Origin of the sequence: Lonepinella sp. MS14434 (assembly GCF_042468235.1) — a bacterium.
Taxonomy (GTDB): domain Bacteria; phylum Pseudomonadota; class Gammaproteobacteria; order Enterobacterales; family Pasteurellaceae; genus Lonepinella.
In genome coordinates this window covers 2,034,564-2,050,317 of sequence record NZ_CP170386.1, presented here as the reverse complement: position 1 = coordinate 2,050,317, position 15,754 = coordinate 2,034,564, and the positions used below count along the sequence as shown (strand labels likewise).

Below are 15,754 nucleotides of genomic sequence, written 5' to 3'. Positions count from 1 at the left end.
AGCAGCATGAATATTTTATTATCCAATGATGACGGTTATCATGCCGAAGGGATTCAAATTTTAGCGGCGTATTTACGTCGCTTCGCTAATGTGATTGTGGTTGCGCCTGACCGCAATCGCAGTGCCGCGTCAAACTCATTAACCTTGGTTGAACCGTTACGTCCACGTAAATTAGACAATGGTGATTACTGCATTAATGGCACACCGGCAGATTGCGTGCATCTTGCTTTGAACGGCTTTTTATCCGGTAAAATTGATTTAGTGGTATCGGGCATTAATGCGGGGGCAAATTTAGGTGATGATACACTTTATTCTGGTACGGTGGCAGCGGCAATGGAAGGTCGCCATTTGGGCTTGCCGGCGGTAGCCGTATCTTTAGATGGTCGTCAACATTATGAAACAGCAGCAAAAGTGGTCTGTGATCTCGTGCCACGCTTACATGGAGAATTATTAAGCAGGCGTGAAATGATTAATATTAATGTACCTGATTTGCCTTATAATGAAATCAAAGGATTACAAGTTTGTCGGCTGGGACATCGTGCTTCTGCGGCAGAAATTATTAAACAGCAAGATCCACGTAATGAAGTGATTTATTGGATCGGCCCGGCAGGGTTGCCGGATGAAGCAGGGAACGGGACTGATTTTTATGCGCTACAAAATGGCTATGTGGCGATTACCCCTATTCAACCAGATTTGACCGCACATCATTCAATCGTTGCTTTACAAAACTGGTTAGACAAGGAATAATAACAACTTTGCTTATCGCATAAAAACAGGATATAAATTTGAACATTTTCGGTGCAATGTATGATAAAACCATGCAATGGTCAAGACATCGTTTTGCGGTATTTTGGCTTTGTTTGGTGAGCTTTATTGAAGCCATTTTCTTTCCCGTTCCGCCAGATGTTATGCTGATTCCGATGTCTATGTCAAAACCAAAGGATGCATTAAAATTAGCATTCTACACCGCACTTGCGTCGGTCATGGGCGGTATGATTGGTTATGGCTTAGGCTATTATGCCTTTGACTTTGTACAAGGATATATTATCAAATTAGGCTATCAACCTTATTGGGACACGGCTATTTCGTGGTTTGAAAAATGGGGGATTTTGGTGGTGTTTGTCGCTGGATTTTCACCGATTCCTTATAAAATTTTTACTATTGCGGCAGGTGTCATGCTGATGGTATTTTTACCTTTTGTCGCAACCGCTTTTATTTCTCGCTTAGCACGTTTTGTATTAGTCGCCAAACTAGCCGCATGGGGCGGTGAGAAATTCGCGGCAAAATTACGTAAATCTATTGAGTTAATCGGTTGGTCCGTCGTCGTCCTTGCTGTTATTGCTTATTTAATTTTGAGATAAATAATATGATAAAAAAATTTATTTTTGGATTAGCAATAATCTGTTGTGTCGTGGCTTGTTCTTCACAATCCGTACAACCCAAAGATCCAAATGAATTACCAAACGGCATTATGCAACCAGTAGCCGGAACTGGCGCTGTAGAAGGAGGCGGTTTTATACCCGAGATTCAACCCAGCCAAATGCCATCAAACATGAAATAATTAAGAGATTTGACTATGAACAAAACATTTTTATTACTCCCTTTAACTGCTTTCGTATTAACCGCTTGTTCAGGTTCTAATCACGCCCCAGTTGTAAGTGCGGATAGTTCACTAACTCCGGGTATTATGCAACCCGTCGAAACCAGTACCAATAGCACTTGGGAACCACAGGTTCAACCAAGTAATATGCCAGTTGGTATGAACGATCAAGTAGTCACCCAAAGCGTGGCAAATCAAGCGGGGACTTATGCCAATACGGTAAATACCACTGCTGTGGCGACAACAAATACTGCACCATCCCTACAACAAGTGCAACAACAATCTACACAGCCAGTAACAACCACCAAAACCGTGTGTCAACCCGTGCAAGTACAGGTGACTAAACCGGCTGCAAGTAACCAAAGTCAAAGCGTAGAAATTCCACGTAATAGTCAAACAAATGCGCCTGATTACAGCAAAATCGACAAAGGTTTCTATAAAGGGACTAGCTATACGGTGAGAAAAGGCGATACGATGTTCTTAATTGCTTATATTGCGGGGATTGATGTCAAAGAACTGGCTAGTCTAAATGGGATGAGTGAACCCTATAAATTAAGCATTGGACAAACCTTAAAAACATCTAATGGTTCAACGACCATCACCACAACAGAAACTAAACAAGAATGTAAAGAAGTGAGCGTCACCACACAACCCGCAGTAACTTATACTGCGGCTGCCAATGGAACACAATATGGTTCTGACGGTACAGTAACTGGTCCTATCAAAGCCACTGCAGGTTCGGCAGAACAAGCAGTAGCGGGGCCAATTAAAGCCACCACAACAACCAGTTCACCTATCACGACAACCACTACGACGGGTGTCGTTTCTGGTGCTGCCACGGCGGGAACTGTCACTGCCACCGCGGTATCAAGCTCAAGTAGTAGTTATTCAACCACACCACAATCTAATATTACTTGGCAATGGCCAACCTCTGGTAAAGTGGTACAAGGGTTCTCAAATTCTGACGGTGGCAATAAAGGGGTGGATATTAGCGGTTCAAAAGGTCAAGCTGTTTATGCCGCCGCTGCTGGACGTGTGGTTTATGCGGGTAATGCATTACGTGGTTATGGTAACTTAATTATTATTAAACATAATGATGATTTCTTAAGTGCTTATGCACATAATGACAGCATTTCTGTCAGCGACCAACAGCAAGTTAAAGCGGGGCAACAGATTGCCAAAATGGGAAGTTCGGGTACCAATAGTGTAAAACTTCACTTTGAAATTCGCTATAAAGGTAAATCTGTGGATCCAACTCGTTATTTACCGAAACGTTAAAAATAGCCATTTTATCACCGCACTTTTCTGTCAAACCGTCTGTCTTATTCAGACGGTTTTATTATTTATTCACTTTTTTTGATCCTAATCAATAAAAATTCCAAAATCACCCATAAATACCCCCTTAGGGTAATAATAAATTTCTCTAAAACGCTTCATAATTAATCACTATTTAAACTAAGTATATAAAGAGATTTTTTTGCAACACAGCCAACCGTCTTTACCACGCCGTGCATTTTTACAGGGACGATTTTTGCATAGTCTGAAAACAGAACAGGAGAAAGTGCAAGGTTATCAAGCAATCCGCCCACCTTGGGCGAATTTGAATGAATTTGTGGAAAAATGTACGGTGTGCGATAAATGTATCACAGCTTGTGAAACGCAGATTATCATCAAAGGCAAAGGCGGTTTTCCTGAAATTGATTTTGCACGTGGCGAATGTACCTTTTGCCAACACTGTATGGAAAGTTGTCCGGAAGATGTCTTTCGTGCAACTGATGAAACTCCTTGGTTACATAAAGTTGAAATACAACATAACTGTTTATTAACTCACAACATTGAATGTCGTTCCTGTGGCGACAGTTGCGACAGCCGAGCTATTCGTTTTCGCCCAAAACTCGGTGGCATTGTGGAATTAATTTTAGCATTAGAAAGTTGTAATGGTTGTGGGGCTTGTTTAGCAGTTTGTCCGACACAAGCCATTCATATTTTAAATATAGCATAAGAAAAAATGGATAATCTAAACCCAAGTGAAAATTGGTATGTGTGCAGCCTTGTGGTGCAAGCGAAACCGACAAAATTAGAACAGGTGAAAGCTGACATATTGACGATTCCACATACAGAAATTCACGCTGAAAAACGGGAAGAAGGCAAGTTAGTGGTGACGATTGAGAGCGATCGTCAATTAACCTTAGCGGATCGTATAGATGAAGTAAAAGAGATTAATGGCGTAATTGTGGTCTCTCTGATTGCCAATTATCTTGATGAGCAATAACTTTTTAACTGATTATTTTTTATTAAAAACATAGCAAAACGTGGGACAAGACTATGGAACTCAATCGTAGAGATTTTATGAAAGCGAATGCCGCGCTGGCAGCCGCCACCGCGGCGGGAATGGCCATTCCTGTGACAAATGTATATGCCGATGATACGGGAATTAAATGGGATAAAGCCCCTTGCCGTTTTTGTGGTACTGGCTGTAGTGTGTTGGTCGGCACCAAAGATGGGCGCGTAGTCGCAACACAGGGCGATCCTGATGCGGAAGTCAACCGTGGCTTGAACTGTATTAAAGGTTATTTCCTGACCAAAATTATGTACGGTGCAGACCGTGTACAAACCCCCTTATTACGCATGAAAGACGGTAAATTCCACAAAGAAGGGGATTTCACCCCAGTGTCTTGGGATCAAGCATTCACCGTGATGGCGGAAAAAATCAAACAGATCCTGAAGAAAAAAGAACCGAATTCCGTGGGTATGTTTTCATCAGGACAAACCACCATTTTTGAAGGCTATGCCAAAGTAAAATTATGGAAAGCGGGCTTACGTTCTAATACCATTGACCCCAATGCACGTCACTGTATGGCATCGGCCGCCGTCGCCTTTATGCGGACTTTTGGTATGGACGAGCCGATGGGCTGTTATAACGATATTGAAAAAACCGATGCTTTTGTGCTGTGGGGATCGAATATGGCAGAAATGCACCCGATTTTATGGAGCCGTATTTCTGATCGCCGTTTATCCAATGAAAATGTCAAAGTGGCGGTACTTTCGACTTATGAACACCGTTCTTTTGAATTAGCCGATATTCCAATTATTTTTACACCGCACTCTGACTTGGCGATTTTGAATTATATCGCCAATTACATTATTCAACATGACAAAGTGAATTGGGATTTTGTTAATAAACATACTAAATTTAAACGGGGGGAAACGGATATTGGCTATGGCTTACGCCCAGAACACCCGTTACAACAAGCCGCTCAAAATGCAAAAAGTGCGGGGAAAATGCACGATTCTTCTTTTGATGAATTTAAGCAAATCGTTGCTCCTTATACCTTAGAAAAAGCACACGAAATCTCAGGTGTACCAAAAGATCAACTTGAAACGCTTGCCAAAATGTATGCGGATCCTGAACAGAACATGGTGTCATTTTGGACCATGGGCTTTAACCAACATGTGCGTGGCGTGTGGGTCAACCATATGATTTATAACGTGCATTTATTAACCGGCAAAATCTCGAAACCCGGTTGTGGACCGTTTTCCTTAACAGGTCAACCGTCCGCCTGTGGCACGGCTCGTGAAGTAGGTACTTTCATCCACCGTTTGCCAGCAGATATGGTCGTTACCAATCCAAAACATGTTGAAATTGCAGAAAAAATTTGGAAATTACCGAAAGGTACCATTCCGACTAAACTGGGCTATTCAGCCGTCATGCAAAGTCGTATGCTGAAAGACGGTAAACTCAATTTCCTATGGCAACTTTGCACTAACAACATGCAAGGTGGTCCCAATATTAATGATGAAATTTTCCCGGGTTGGCGTAATCCTGAAAACTTTATTGTGGTGTCCGATCCTTATCCATCGGTGTCTGCGGTAGCGGCAGATTTAATTTTACCAACCTGTATGTGGGTGGAAAAAGAAGGTGCTTACGGCAATGCGGAACGCCGTACCCAATTTTGGTATCAACAGGTAAAAGGACCGGGAGAATCTAAATCCGATCTATGGCAAATTGTGGAATTCTCCAAATATTTTAAAACCGATGAAGTGTGGAGCGAAGAACTATTAGCCCAAATGCCGGAGTATCGTGGCAAAACCCTGTATGAAGTATTGTATTTAAATGGTGAAGTCAATAAATTCGACATACCAAAAGATATTCCCGGTTATCTCAATGATGAAGCGGATAGATTCGGTTTCTACTTACAAAAAGGATTGTTTGAAGAATATGCGGGTTTTGGACGTGGTCATGGTCATGACTTAGCCAACTTTGACACCTATCATCAAGTTCGAGGTTTACGTTGGCCTGTGGTGGATGGCAAAGAAACGTTATGGCGTTATCGTGAGGGCTATGATCCTTATGTGAAAGCGGATGAAGACGTGGCGTTTTATGGCTATCCAGATAAAAAAGCGATTATATTAGGTGTCCCTTATGAGCCACCAGCAGAAAGTCCTGATAATGAATATGATTTATGGCTTTGTACCGGACGGGTGTTGGAGCATTGGCATACTGGCACCATGACTCGCCGTGTTCCAGAACTTCATCGTGCGTTTCCGAATAATTTAGTTTGGATGCACCCTGATGATGCGAAAAAACGGGGATTACGTCATGGTGACAAAGTCAAATTAATCACTCGCCGCGGAGAAATGCTTTCTCACCTTGACACAAGGGGACGTAATAAAGCACCGAAAGGCTTGATTTTCACCACTTTCTTTGATGCGGGTCAGCTTGCGAATAAATTAACCTTAGATGCCACCGATCCGATTTCAGGCGAAACCGATTACAAGAAATGTGCGGTAAAAGTGGTTAAGGCTTAAAGGAGTACCCTTATCCCTTAAGTTGTCTAAAGAGTGAGTTATTTTTGGAGGAAAGTGCGGGAGAAGTTATAAAATTTTTGATTTTTTCACCGCACTTCAAAATATTTTCTCCCTTTAGGATCAGGACTAGGGCGAGGGTAAAACAGGATACATTTATGCAAAATCCAAACCGCCGTCAATTTCTCAAAAACGCTACTCGAACCACTGCCGGTTTGTGTGGTGTTGGGGTGATTCTAGGTTTACAACAGCATCAAGCCAATGCCAAGCAAGGTGTCGCATTACGCCCACCGGGTGCGTTAAATGAAGATGATTTCTTAGCGGCTTGCACGCGTTGCGGACAATGTGTGCAGGCTTGCCCTTATGATATGTTGCACCTTGCCTCTCTGTTATCTCCAATGGAAGCAGGTACACCCTATTTTATCGCACGTGATAAACCCTGTGAAATGTGCCCTGACATTCCTTGTATGAATGCTTGTCCATCGGGGGCCTTAAGCGAATCCTTACAGGATATTAATGATGCCAAAATGGGCTTAGCGGTTTTGCTTGATCATGAAACTTGCTTGAACTGGCAAGGCTTGCGTTGTGATGTGTGTTATCGTGTTTGTCCGTTAATTGACAAAGCAATCACCTTGGAAAAAGTGCATAACGACCGCACCCAAATTCATGCTAAATTGATCCCAACAGTCCATTCCGATGCTTGCACAGGCTGTGGCAAATGTGAACAAGCTTGCGTATTGGAAGAAGCCGCCATCAAAGTGTTACCGATGGATCTCGCCAAAGGAATGTTAGGTCGCCACTATCGTTTAGGTTGGCAAGAAAAACAAAATGCCGGTAAAGCCTTATTGGAAGAAAGACACCCTGACGGTTTACATCCAGCTCTTGATGCACGAATGCCTGAAGGACAATCGGAACCGACTTATCAATTTATGCAGGTGAAACCTGATAGCAAAGTAGCAACACCAAATCGAGCTACCTATGATTATCAACCAAGTTCTACTACGGTGCCTGAAGCAGAACACTTCCCGAATTTGGATTTAAATACGAAAGGGGTGAAATAATGGCGACGGTGAAATTTACCCCCAATAAACCAAAAGATGCCGGCTTAGAAGCCCGCCAGAAATTAGGCTGGTGGCGAGCTTATCGCTTTTTATTATTAAGACGGTTAAGCCAGTTAAGCATTATTCTGCTGTTTTTAACGGGTCCATTATGGAATGTGTGGATTTTAAAAGGGAACTATAGTGCAAGTGTCTTATTTGATCGTATTCCGTTAACTGATCCTTTAATTACCATGGAAAGCCTTGCTACAGGTTATCTACCTGAATGGACGACGATTTTAGGGGCATTCATTATTGTAGTATTTTATGCCTTGATCGCCAGTAAAGCCTTTTGTAGTTGGGTTTGTCCAATGAATATGGTGACAGACTTATCGGCGTGGCTACGCCGAAAATTGGGTATTCGGCAAAGTGCCAAACTGCCACGTCAATTACGCTATGGTATATTGCTGATGATTTTAGTCGGAAGTGCAATCAGTGGCACATTGTTGTGGGAATGGATTAATCCTGTGGCGGCATTAGGTCGAGCATTTGTGTTCGGCTTGGGAGCAACCCTATGGTTGGTCGCGATTATCTTTTTGTTTGATTTATTTGTCGTCGAACATGGTTGGTGCGGACATCTTTGCCCGATCGGGGCATTGTATGGCTTAATTGGTGCCAAAAGTATGATCAAAGTCAATGTGGTCGATCGTTCACGTTGTGATCGCTGTATGGACTGTTATAACGTTTGTCCGGAACCCCAAGTCTTACGTTTGCCACTACATGGTTCGGTGCAAGATAGCCCGATTATTTTAGATAAAGACTGTATCAGTTGCGGACGTTGTATTGACGTTTGTGCAGAACAGGTTTTTGCTTTTGGTTCTCGTTTTGAGAAACAGATTACCATTAAAAATATTTAACTTATTTTACTACTTTAATTACGGAGTGAACTCAATATGAGAAAATATCTCACTTTTATTTTAACCACACTTTCTGCGTTTGCTACCGCCGATGTGCAAAATAACATTGATTCTAATAACATGAGTTCTAATCACATAGGGTCTATCGACCAATTAGAACAGATTCCCGAAAATGTTGCCCCCGCCTATAATAATCCATTAAAAGATGCCGGTAATATTCCTACTACGTTTCTATTTCAACCGCCACTCGTGCCGCATAGTATTCGTGGTTTACAAGTGACCAAAAATGCAAACCAATGTTTAGCTTGCCATTCTCCAGATGTCTCTCCGACGACAGGCGCTCCGAGAGTCCCGGAAAGTCACTTTCAAGATCGTGATGGCAACCCAACCGGTGAAACATCGCCGCGCCGTTATTTTTGTTTGCAATGTCACGTACAACAAACCGAAGTCAATCCAATTATTCAAAATAAATTTGACACTATACGTCAAAATCAAGGGAAATAAGGGGGAATCATGTTGAGCCTGATTAAGAAAATTCGTCAATATTTATGTCGCCCAAGTAATATGGCTATTGGCACGGTCATCATATTAACCGCTATTGCCACCCTATTTCTTTGGGGCGGCTTTAATAAAGGTATGGAATCCACCAATACCGAACAATTCTGTTCCGATTGCCATATGAATGATGTGGTGCCTGAATACCATGCATCGGTACATTATTCCAATCGTTCCGGGGTAAAAGCAGTGTGTTCCGATTGTCATGTGCCCCATGAGTTTGGACCAAAAATGATCCGCAAGATGCAAGCCAGTACGGAAGTATTAGCCCATATTACGGGTAAAGTCGATACTAAAGAAAAATTTGAAGCCCATCGTTTAGAAATGGCAGAACGTGAATGGGCGAGAATGAAAGCCAATAATTCGCAAGAATGTCGAAACTGTCATAATTTTGATGATATGGATTTCACCCAACAAAAAGCCGTCGCACAACAAATGCACACCATGGCACAAGAACAAAGCAAAACCTGTATTGATTGCCACAAAGGCATTGCACATCAATTACCACAAATGAAAGATGTCCAGAAAAGTTTTGTACCGCAAGACATGTTGAAATAAAAACGAAAAAAATCACCGCACTTTTAGTTAACACCATAAAAGTGCGGTGAATATTTTGTTTTTTTAACTATTCTTCATCAACAAAGCGAGTGGCTTTATAAGTCGGATTCATCAGATTTTCCACAGACAGAATATCATCTAATTGTGCTTCAGTCAGCAAGCCTTTTTCCAACACGACGTCTCGCACACTTCGACCCGTGGTCGCACAGATTTTACCCACAATATCACCATTATGATGACCAATAAATGGGTTAAGATAAGTGACAATACCAATCGAATTAAAGACGAAATTTTCACAAATTTCTTTGTTGACCGTAATGCCGTCAATACATTTATCGCGTAAATTCACACAAGCATTTGCCAAGATCTCTATAGATTCAAACATAGCCTGACCGATTACGGGTTCCATCACATTTAATTGTAATTGACCTGCCTCAGCAGCGAATGTTACCGTAGTATCATTACCAATCACTTTAAAGCAAACTTGATTCACCACTTCTGGCACCACAGGATTGACTTTGGCTGGCATAATGGACGAACCTGCTTGCAATTCTGGCAGATTGATTTCATTTAATCCAGCTCTTGGACCTGAGGAAAGCAAACGTAAATCATTACAAACTTTGGATAATTTCACCGCAGTTCGTTTTAATGCACCATGCACCATGACATAAGCACCGCAGTCTGAAGTAGCTTCAATCAAATTTTCAGACAAGACACAAGGTAATTGGGTAACTTCAGCTAAATATTTCACCGCTAATTGCGAATACCCATCAGGGGTATTTAATCCCGTACCAATGGCAGTTGCCCCGAGATTCACTTCAAGCAATAATTTAGCGGTGTTGGTTAAATTACGCACTTCTTCTTCCAATAATACCGCAAAGGCTTTAAATTCTTGCCCCACTGTCATCGGTACGGCATCTTGTAATTGGGTACGACCCATTTTTAATACATTAGCAAATTCTTTTGCTTTATTTTCAAAACCTGTTTGCAAATAATGGATCTTATCAATTAAAGCAACAATGCTGTTGTAAACAGCAATACGAAATCCTGTTGGATAGGCATCATTAGTGGATTGGCTGGCATTAACGTGATCCATTGGGTTGATAATATCATATTGCCCTTTTTGATGACCTAACAATTCCAATGCAAGATTCGCTACAACTTCGTTAGTATTCATATTCACCGAAGTTCCTGCACCGCCTTGATACACATCAGACGGGAATTGATCCATACAACGCCCTTTAACTAAAATCTCATCACAGGCTCGTACAATCGCATTGGCTATTTTTTTCGGAATTGCACCTAATTCGCCATTTGCCAATGCAGTGGCTTTTTTCACCATCACCATACCACGCACAAATTCTGGTACATCAGAAATCGTATTTCTGGAAATATTAAAATTTTCGACCGCTCTTAAAGTATGTATTCCCCAATAGACATCATTAGAGACTTTTCTTTCACCTAATAAATCAACTTCAATACGAGTATTGTTCATTATTTTCTCCTCTTGGTTGTTAATGTCGAATAATAACTTTTATGCTTTAATCATGATAACCAATTCTAATCAGAAAAAATTTGATCGAGATCACATAATGAAAAATAAATGTAATATATAATTTTATCCGTCAAATTAGAAATTTTTAGGTGTAAATAACTGGCTGTTTTAGGTTTTATTAGTTATTCTTATTTAAAAGATGATGTTATTTTTCGTGATAATTATGGAGAAAAGACTATGGAAATGATGTTTTTAATACAATTTGCTATCGTCCTATTATGTATATTAATAGGTGCTCGGGTCGGTGGTATCGGCTTGGGTGTCTTTGGTGGTTTAGGCTTGGCAATTTTATCCTTCGGTTTTGGATTAAAACCTGCAGGTTTACCCATTGATGTAATGTTTATGATCATGGCAGTCGTAGCAGCGGCAGCGGCAATGCAAGCCGCAGGTGGTTTAGATTATATGATCAAAATCGCAACTAATATTCTACGCCGTAATCCCAAATATATTACCTTTATTGCTCCTGCGGTCACTTGGACATTCACCGTATTAGCAGGTACAGGTCATGTTGCTTATTCTGTATTGCCAGTCATTGCTGAAGTAAGTCGCCACAACGGTATTCGCCCAGAACGTCCTCTTTCCATGGCTGTTATTGCCTCACAATTTGCCATTGTAGCCAGCCCGATTGCAGCTGCAGTTGTTGCTGTAGTGGCATTTCTTGAACCGCAAGGTATCAACCTAGGTAATGTGTTAGGCGTAACGATTCCATCTACACTTTTAGGTTTATTTTTGGCTTGTATTTTCGTTAATAAAATGGGGAAAGAATTAAAAGATGATCCACATTATCAAAAATTATTGCAGGATCCCGAATATGTGAAAGCTAACAATACCAATATTGATTTAGCCCAAATAAAATTAAAACCAACAGCAAAACCATCTGTCGCCTTATTCTTAATTGGTGCATTATTAGTGGTAGTAATGGGTGCTGTGCCGTCCTTACGCCCAGTATTTGATGGCAAACCAATGGGCATGGCACATACCATTGAAATCGTGATGTTATCTATTGGTGCATTAATCATCTTATTCTGCAAACCGGACGGTACGGAAATTACCAGAGGTTCTGTCTTCCACGCCGGTATGCGTGCAGTGATTGCCATTTTCGGTATTGCTTGGTTAGGGGACACCTTAATGCAAGCCCATATGACCGAAGTAAAAGAAATGGTGTCTGGTTTAGTTGAAACCGCGCCGTGGACATTTGCTTTTGCTTTATTCTTATTATCTGTGTTAGTAAACAGCCAAGGGGCAACGGTTGCTACGTTATTCCCATTAGCGATTAGCTTAGGTATTCCAGCCCCAATCTTAATCGGGGTATTTGTGGCAGTAAATGGTTATTTCTTTATTCCAAACTATGGTCCGATTATTGCTTCCATTGACTTTGATACCACAGGCACAACTAGAATCGGTAAATATATTTTCAACCATAGCTTTATGATCCCAGGCTTATTAAGTATGGTCTTTAGTCTATGCTTTGGTTTACTATTTGCTAATTTATTTCTCTAATTTAGCCTAATTAAATAAAAAAAGCCCAATCTTTCAATTGGGCTTTTTATGTTTTAATGACTATCTAACAGCATATCCTTAAAAACTCAAACCAACTTTAGCCTGCCAATCTGTCGCTTTTCCATTTTTAAATGCCTGTCGATGAATATCGGTGGATACGAACCAGTTGCCTTTTTCCAGCATCATACCCAAACCGAATACAGCTATATTTTTGCTGAAAGTGGTTGATTCACTGTGAATAGCAATACCATTCAATCTGCTTTTTAAATAGCTTGGTTTACCGTTAAGATGACGAATATAACTTAAATCGAAATTCGGCGTGATTTTCCAATCACTAAGATCAAACGATTTTTTCAAATGCAATCCACTTGATAAATTAACATCTGTTTTATGGAAAGAAGAGGTTGATGTTGCCAATTCGCCATTTTCGGTTAATTGCTGCATATTCAAACGAATCGCTTGCAATCCAGCACTCGGTTCTAAATACCAGTCATTTATTGCTAGGTTATACCCCGTCCGCAACTCGCTGCCAAACAACCAGCCTTTATTAGCACCTGAAGCAAGTGAAGCTGAATTGAATTGACGGTTTTGTTTGTAATCCAAACGAGCGATTTTTCCTGTAACATCCACAAACCAACCGCTGGCTAATGGCATATAACGCAATGCCGCACTGGCTTCAATTTGTTTAATCGTAGCAGATGCCTGATTTTTCGTTACATCGGATTTAGTGCGAGTCAGATTACCCGTCAATATGCTTTTCTCCGCTTTATAAGCAAATCCCATGCCTGTATATCGGGTTTTCACTTCTGTTTTTTGATCAAATTGATGATGATCGGATTTATATTTCTGTCCATCGCTTTCAACCCATACTTTGACACTGTCGGTTTTACTGTCGTGATAACGATATAAATGATTATCCGTTTCGGTTAACCCTATTGCTGCATTGTTACGCAACAAATCAAGGCTATCAGCATAAATGGTATTGCCAATAGCGTAATGGAAATTCTGTAAATCATTATGTTCTATTGCATGTTGCAACCAATCATTATATAGACCTTTTTTCCATGCCGTACTGCTATCACGCAACGCATTCAACGCTTGCAAGCCGTTTTGCCCGTTACTGTTTGCTTGTGGATCAGTAAATGGCTGATTCGGGTTAGCTTTTAATTCAATGCGATCATTTTTAAAATACAAATCCTGCCGCAATCCCTTAGCTGTCAAAGTATCGCTAGAGATTAATTGTTTAAAACCACCCGTATAGGTTGCACCATTTTTCACCACTAATACATCGGCAATAGTTTGCCCTGCTTGAGTATTTTGTTTGAGTGATTCCGCCACAGATAATACGCCATTTAAATTGACTACAGTGCCTTTTCCTTGAGCAGTAAACGCCTGTTGTGCTAATAATTCAAGTTGGCTACCTGCTTTCGCATGAAAGGCTTGATTTACGGTTAATACAGTGAGTGCCAATTTGCTCTCATTACTAATTTGATCCACCAAAGTCGTATTAGTTAAGGCTAATTTCCCATCTTCAACACTGATCTCTTTTAAACGATTGTTCTCTCCAGCCAAGGTTAAAGTCGCTTGTCCTTGTTTAGTTAAGCGGTATTCGCCAGTTAAAGGGTTGTTCCAACGATCATCGCTGGATAGCGTATAGGTTTCGTTGTTTAACAGTTGCGATGGTCCATTTATTGCTTTTGATAGATTAATTAATCCCCAGCCAAAGACATCATCTACGCCTTTTGCCCCTAAATCCGTGGCGGTAGTCAATAATGTATCTCTCACTTGTATTGCTGTAAAATACTGAAAACGTTGTTTTAACACAGCTAAAGATCCTGTCACGACAGGGGCGGCAAAGGATGTTCCTTGCTGTACCTGTAGCCCCGGTGATTTGATATTTTGATCCGCACCTTGGGTAATAAGCACAGATAACGTTCCTGGTGCGGCGACACACCAATTTTGGCTCACCCCACAGCGATTAGAATAATCTGCTATATTTTCCCCATCATCTACCGCAATAACTGACAGATAATGTTTTTCTAATTCAGGTAGATAACGTGGTAAAGCGGCCATAATACCCGCTTGTTGCTTACTTTCATTCCCAGCCGCAAAGACAATAAGTGTGTCTTTTTTAACCGCATCTTTAATCGCATTAATTAATACGTTATCAGTGGCTTTCTCAATGCCTGATTTATATTTATCATCCATAAGCTGAGCAGTGCCATCTACCGGATCTTCATTCCAGCTATTATTAATCACAAATACTTTGTTTTCCGTCTGCTTAGCAAATGCGGTGGCAAGGGTATGACGGTGGTCTTTTATTTCTGCTTCATTACCCAGTAATAATTCAAGCGGTTTATCGTTATCTGTTGAATCATCTGAATCGTCTGACTCATCTGAATCTTCATCATCTTGGGTCATTTCTGTTGCTTCGGTCGTCGTCAGATAAATATCAGCATTTTTTGCAATCCCCCCAAGATATTGGGAATATGAATTTGCACCGATAATGCCTGCTACTTGACCACCGTGCATTGAATAAACGGTTGCCTGTTCACCATTTTCATCTTGTTCGGTTTCAATTACATAGTGGTTAGGATCAAAGGTCTTTTTATTCCTCTCATCATCGGTAATTTCAAAGGACAAAGAATGTAATTTTTGTTGATTAAATAACGGATGTTCATTCATAAAACCAGAATCAATCACACCGACTTTTACACCATGACCAGAATATTGAGTGGAAATTTGTTCGGTTAGTCCAATACTGTGGTGTGGATTAATCATCTGTTCATATTGGGGGGATTGTTCTTGCTCGTCATTTTCTTCAATATCTTCGGCATAACCTTTTGATGTCATTACAATGCCGATAATCATAGCGAGCAAGGTTCTTTTCCATGGATAATTGTTCATCTCAACTCCTTTTAATAAAACATAGCATTTCAGGTTTATTCCATAAACCTTATATAATCTAATACCGCACGATCGTTTATTGGGGATTAGCTATACCACTAAAAATAGTAGTGTTATTTTCTTATTAATAGGAATAAGAATCAATTAAAAGATTGGTTTTAGTGTAAAAGTCGCCATTTCTTTGATTTAGAACAAATTATTATCCAGTAATCCAAAAGTGATCACTTTTATTGTTAGGGAGAAAGTGCGGTGTTTTTTTTAATTGTATTCCTAGCAGGGTTGCTATATAGTTTTGTATATAATAAATTGAAAGGATTTG

Annotated in this window: 14 protein-coding genes; 12 read left to right on the top strand and 2 right to left on the bottom strand. The window is 40.6% G+C overall.

Annotated elements, in window-relative coordinates; all coding sequences use genetic code 11:
* Positions 1–6: 6 nt before the first annotated feature.
* From surE to O1Q79_RS09860, 11 genes are all read left to right on the top strand, one after another.
* On the top strand, positions 7–747 hold the full coding sequence (gene surE, locus O1Q79_RS09910; protein ID WP_386692142.1) for a 5'/3'-nucleotidase SurE: 741 nt from the start codon (positions 7–9) through the stop codon (positions 745–747).
* A gap of 38 nt (positions 748–785) precedes the next feature.
* Positions 786–1,361, top strand: a complete 576-nt coding sequence (locus tag O1Q79_RS09905) for a YqaA family protein (RefSeq protein ID WP_386692140.1) — start codon at positions 786–788, stop codon at positions 1,359–1,361.
* A gap of 8 nt (positions 1,362–1,369) precedes the next feature.
* Positions 1,370–1,561: a hypothetical protein gene (locus O1Q79_RS09900; protein ID WP_386693389.1), complete on the top strand. Its 192-nt coding sequence runs from the start codon at positions 1,370–1,372 to the stop codon at positions 1,559–1,561.
* A 15-nt stretch (positions 1,562–1,576) separates the two neighbouring features.
* Entirely contained in the window at positions 1,577–2,878 is a 1,302-nt protein-coding gene (gene nlpD / locus O1Q79_RS09895; protein ID WP_386692138.1) for a murein hydrolase activator NlpD, read from the top strand.
* Between the two features lie 199 nt (positions 2,879–3,077).
* A complete protein-coding gene (gene napF / locus O1Q79_RS09890) occupies positions 3,078–3,602 on the top strand; it encodes a ferredoxin-type protein NapF (RefSeq protein WP_386692136.1) in 525 nt (174 codons plus the stop codon).
* A gap of 6 nt (positions 3,603–3,608) precedes the next feature.
* A complete protein-coding gene (locus O1Q79_RS09885; RefSeq protein ID WP_386692134.1) occupies positions 3,609–3,872 on the top strand; it encodes a chaperone NapD in 264 nt (87 codons plus the stop codon).
* Between the two features lie 53 nt (positions 3,873–3,925).
* Positions 3,926–6,409 (top strand): nitrate reductase catalytic subunit NapA, encoded by a 2,484-nt coding sequence (gene napA, locus O1Q79_RS09880; RefSeq protein WP_386692133.1) that lies wholly within the window; start codon positions 3,926–3,928, stop codon positions 6,407–6,409.
* A gap of 155 nt (positions 6,410–6,564) precedes the next feature.
* Entirely contained in the window at positions 6,565–7,467 is a 903-nt protein-coding gene (gene napG / locus O1Q79_RS09875; RefSeq protein ID WP_386692131.1) for a ferredoxin-type protein NapG, read from the top strand.
* The gene (napH, locus tag O1Q79_RS09870) at positions 7,467–8,360 is read left to right on the top strand and encodes a quinol dehydrogenase ferredoxin subunit NapH (RefSeq protein ID WP_386692129.1); all 894 of its coding nucleotides are present in this window, start codon (positions 7,467–7,469) and stop codon (positions 8,358–8,360) included. The genes napG and napH overlap by 1 nt, the downstream gene beginning before the upstream one ends.
* A gap of 36 nt (positions 8,361–8,396) precedes the next feature.
* Entirely contained in the window at positions 8,397–8,864 is a 468-nt protein-coding gene (locus tag O1Q79_RS09865) for a nitrate reductase cytochrome c-type subunit (protein ID WP_386692127.1), read from the top strand.
* A 9-nt stretch (positions 8,865–8,873) separates the two neighbouring features.
* Positions 8,874–9,473, top strand: a complete 600-nt coding sequence (locus O1Q79_RS09860) for a NapC/NirT family cytochrome c (RefSeq protein ID WP_386692125.1) — start codon at positions 8,874–8,876, stop codon at positions 9,471–9,473.
* A gap of 67 nt (positions 9,474–9,540) precedes the next feature.
* Here O1Q79_RS09860 and aspA read toward each other — a convergent pair whose 3' ends face one another.
* Complete coding sequence (aspA, locus tag O1Q79_RS09855) at positions 9,541–10,968, bottom strand: aspartate ammonia-lyase (RefSeq protein ID WP_386692123.1); 1,428 nt, start codon at positions 10,966–10,968, stop codon at positions 9,541–9,543.
* 237 nt (positions 10,969–11,205) lie between these two features.
* Between aspA and O1Q79_RS09850 the strand changes: the two genes are divergently transcribed.
* The gene (locus O1Q79_RS09850) at positions 11,206–12,528 is read left to right on the top strand and encodes an anaerobic C4-dicarboxylate transporter (protein ID WP_386692121.1); all 1,323 of its coding nucleotides are present in this window, start codon (positions 11,206–11,208) and stop codon (positions 12,526–12,528) included.
* Positions 12,529–12,606: 78 nt separating this feature from the next.
* Here O1Q79_RS09850 and O1Q79_RS09845 read toward each other — a convergent pair whose 3' ends face one another.
* Positions 12,607–15,435: a S8 family serine peptidase gene (locus O1Q79_RS09845; RefSeq protein ID WP_386692118.1), complete on the bottom strand. Its 2,829-nt coding sequence runs from the start codon at positions 15,433–15,435 to the stop codon at positions 12,607–12,609.
* Positions 15,436–15,754: the final 319 nt, after the last annotated feature.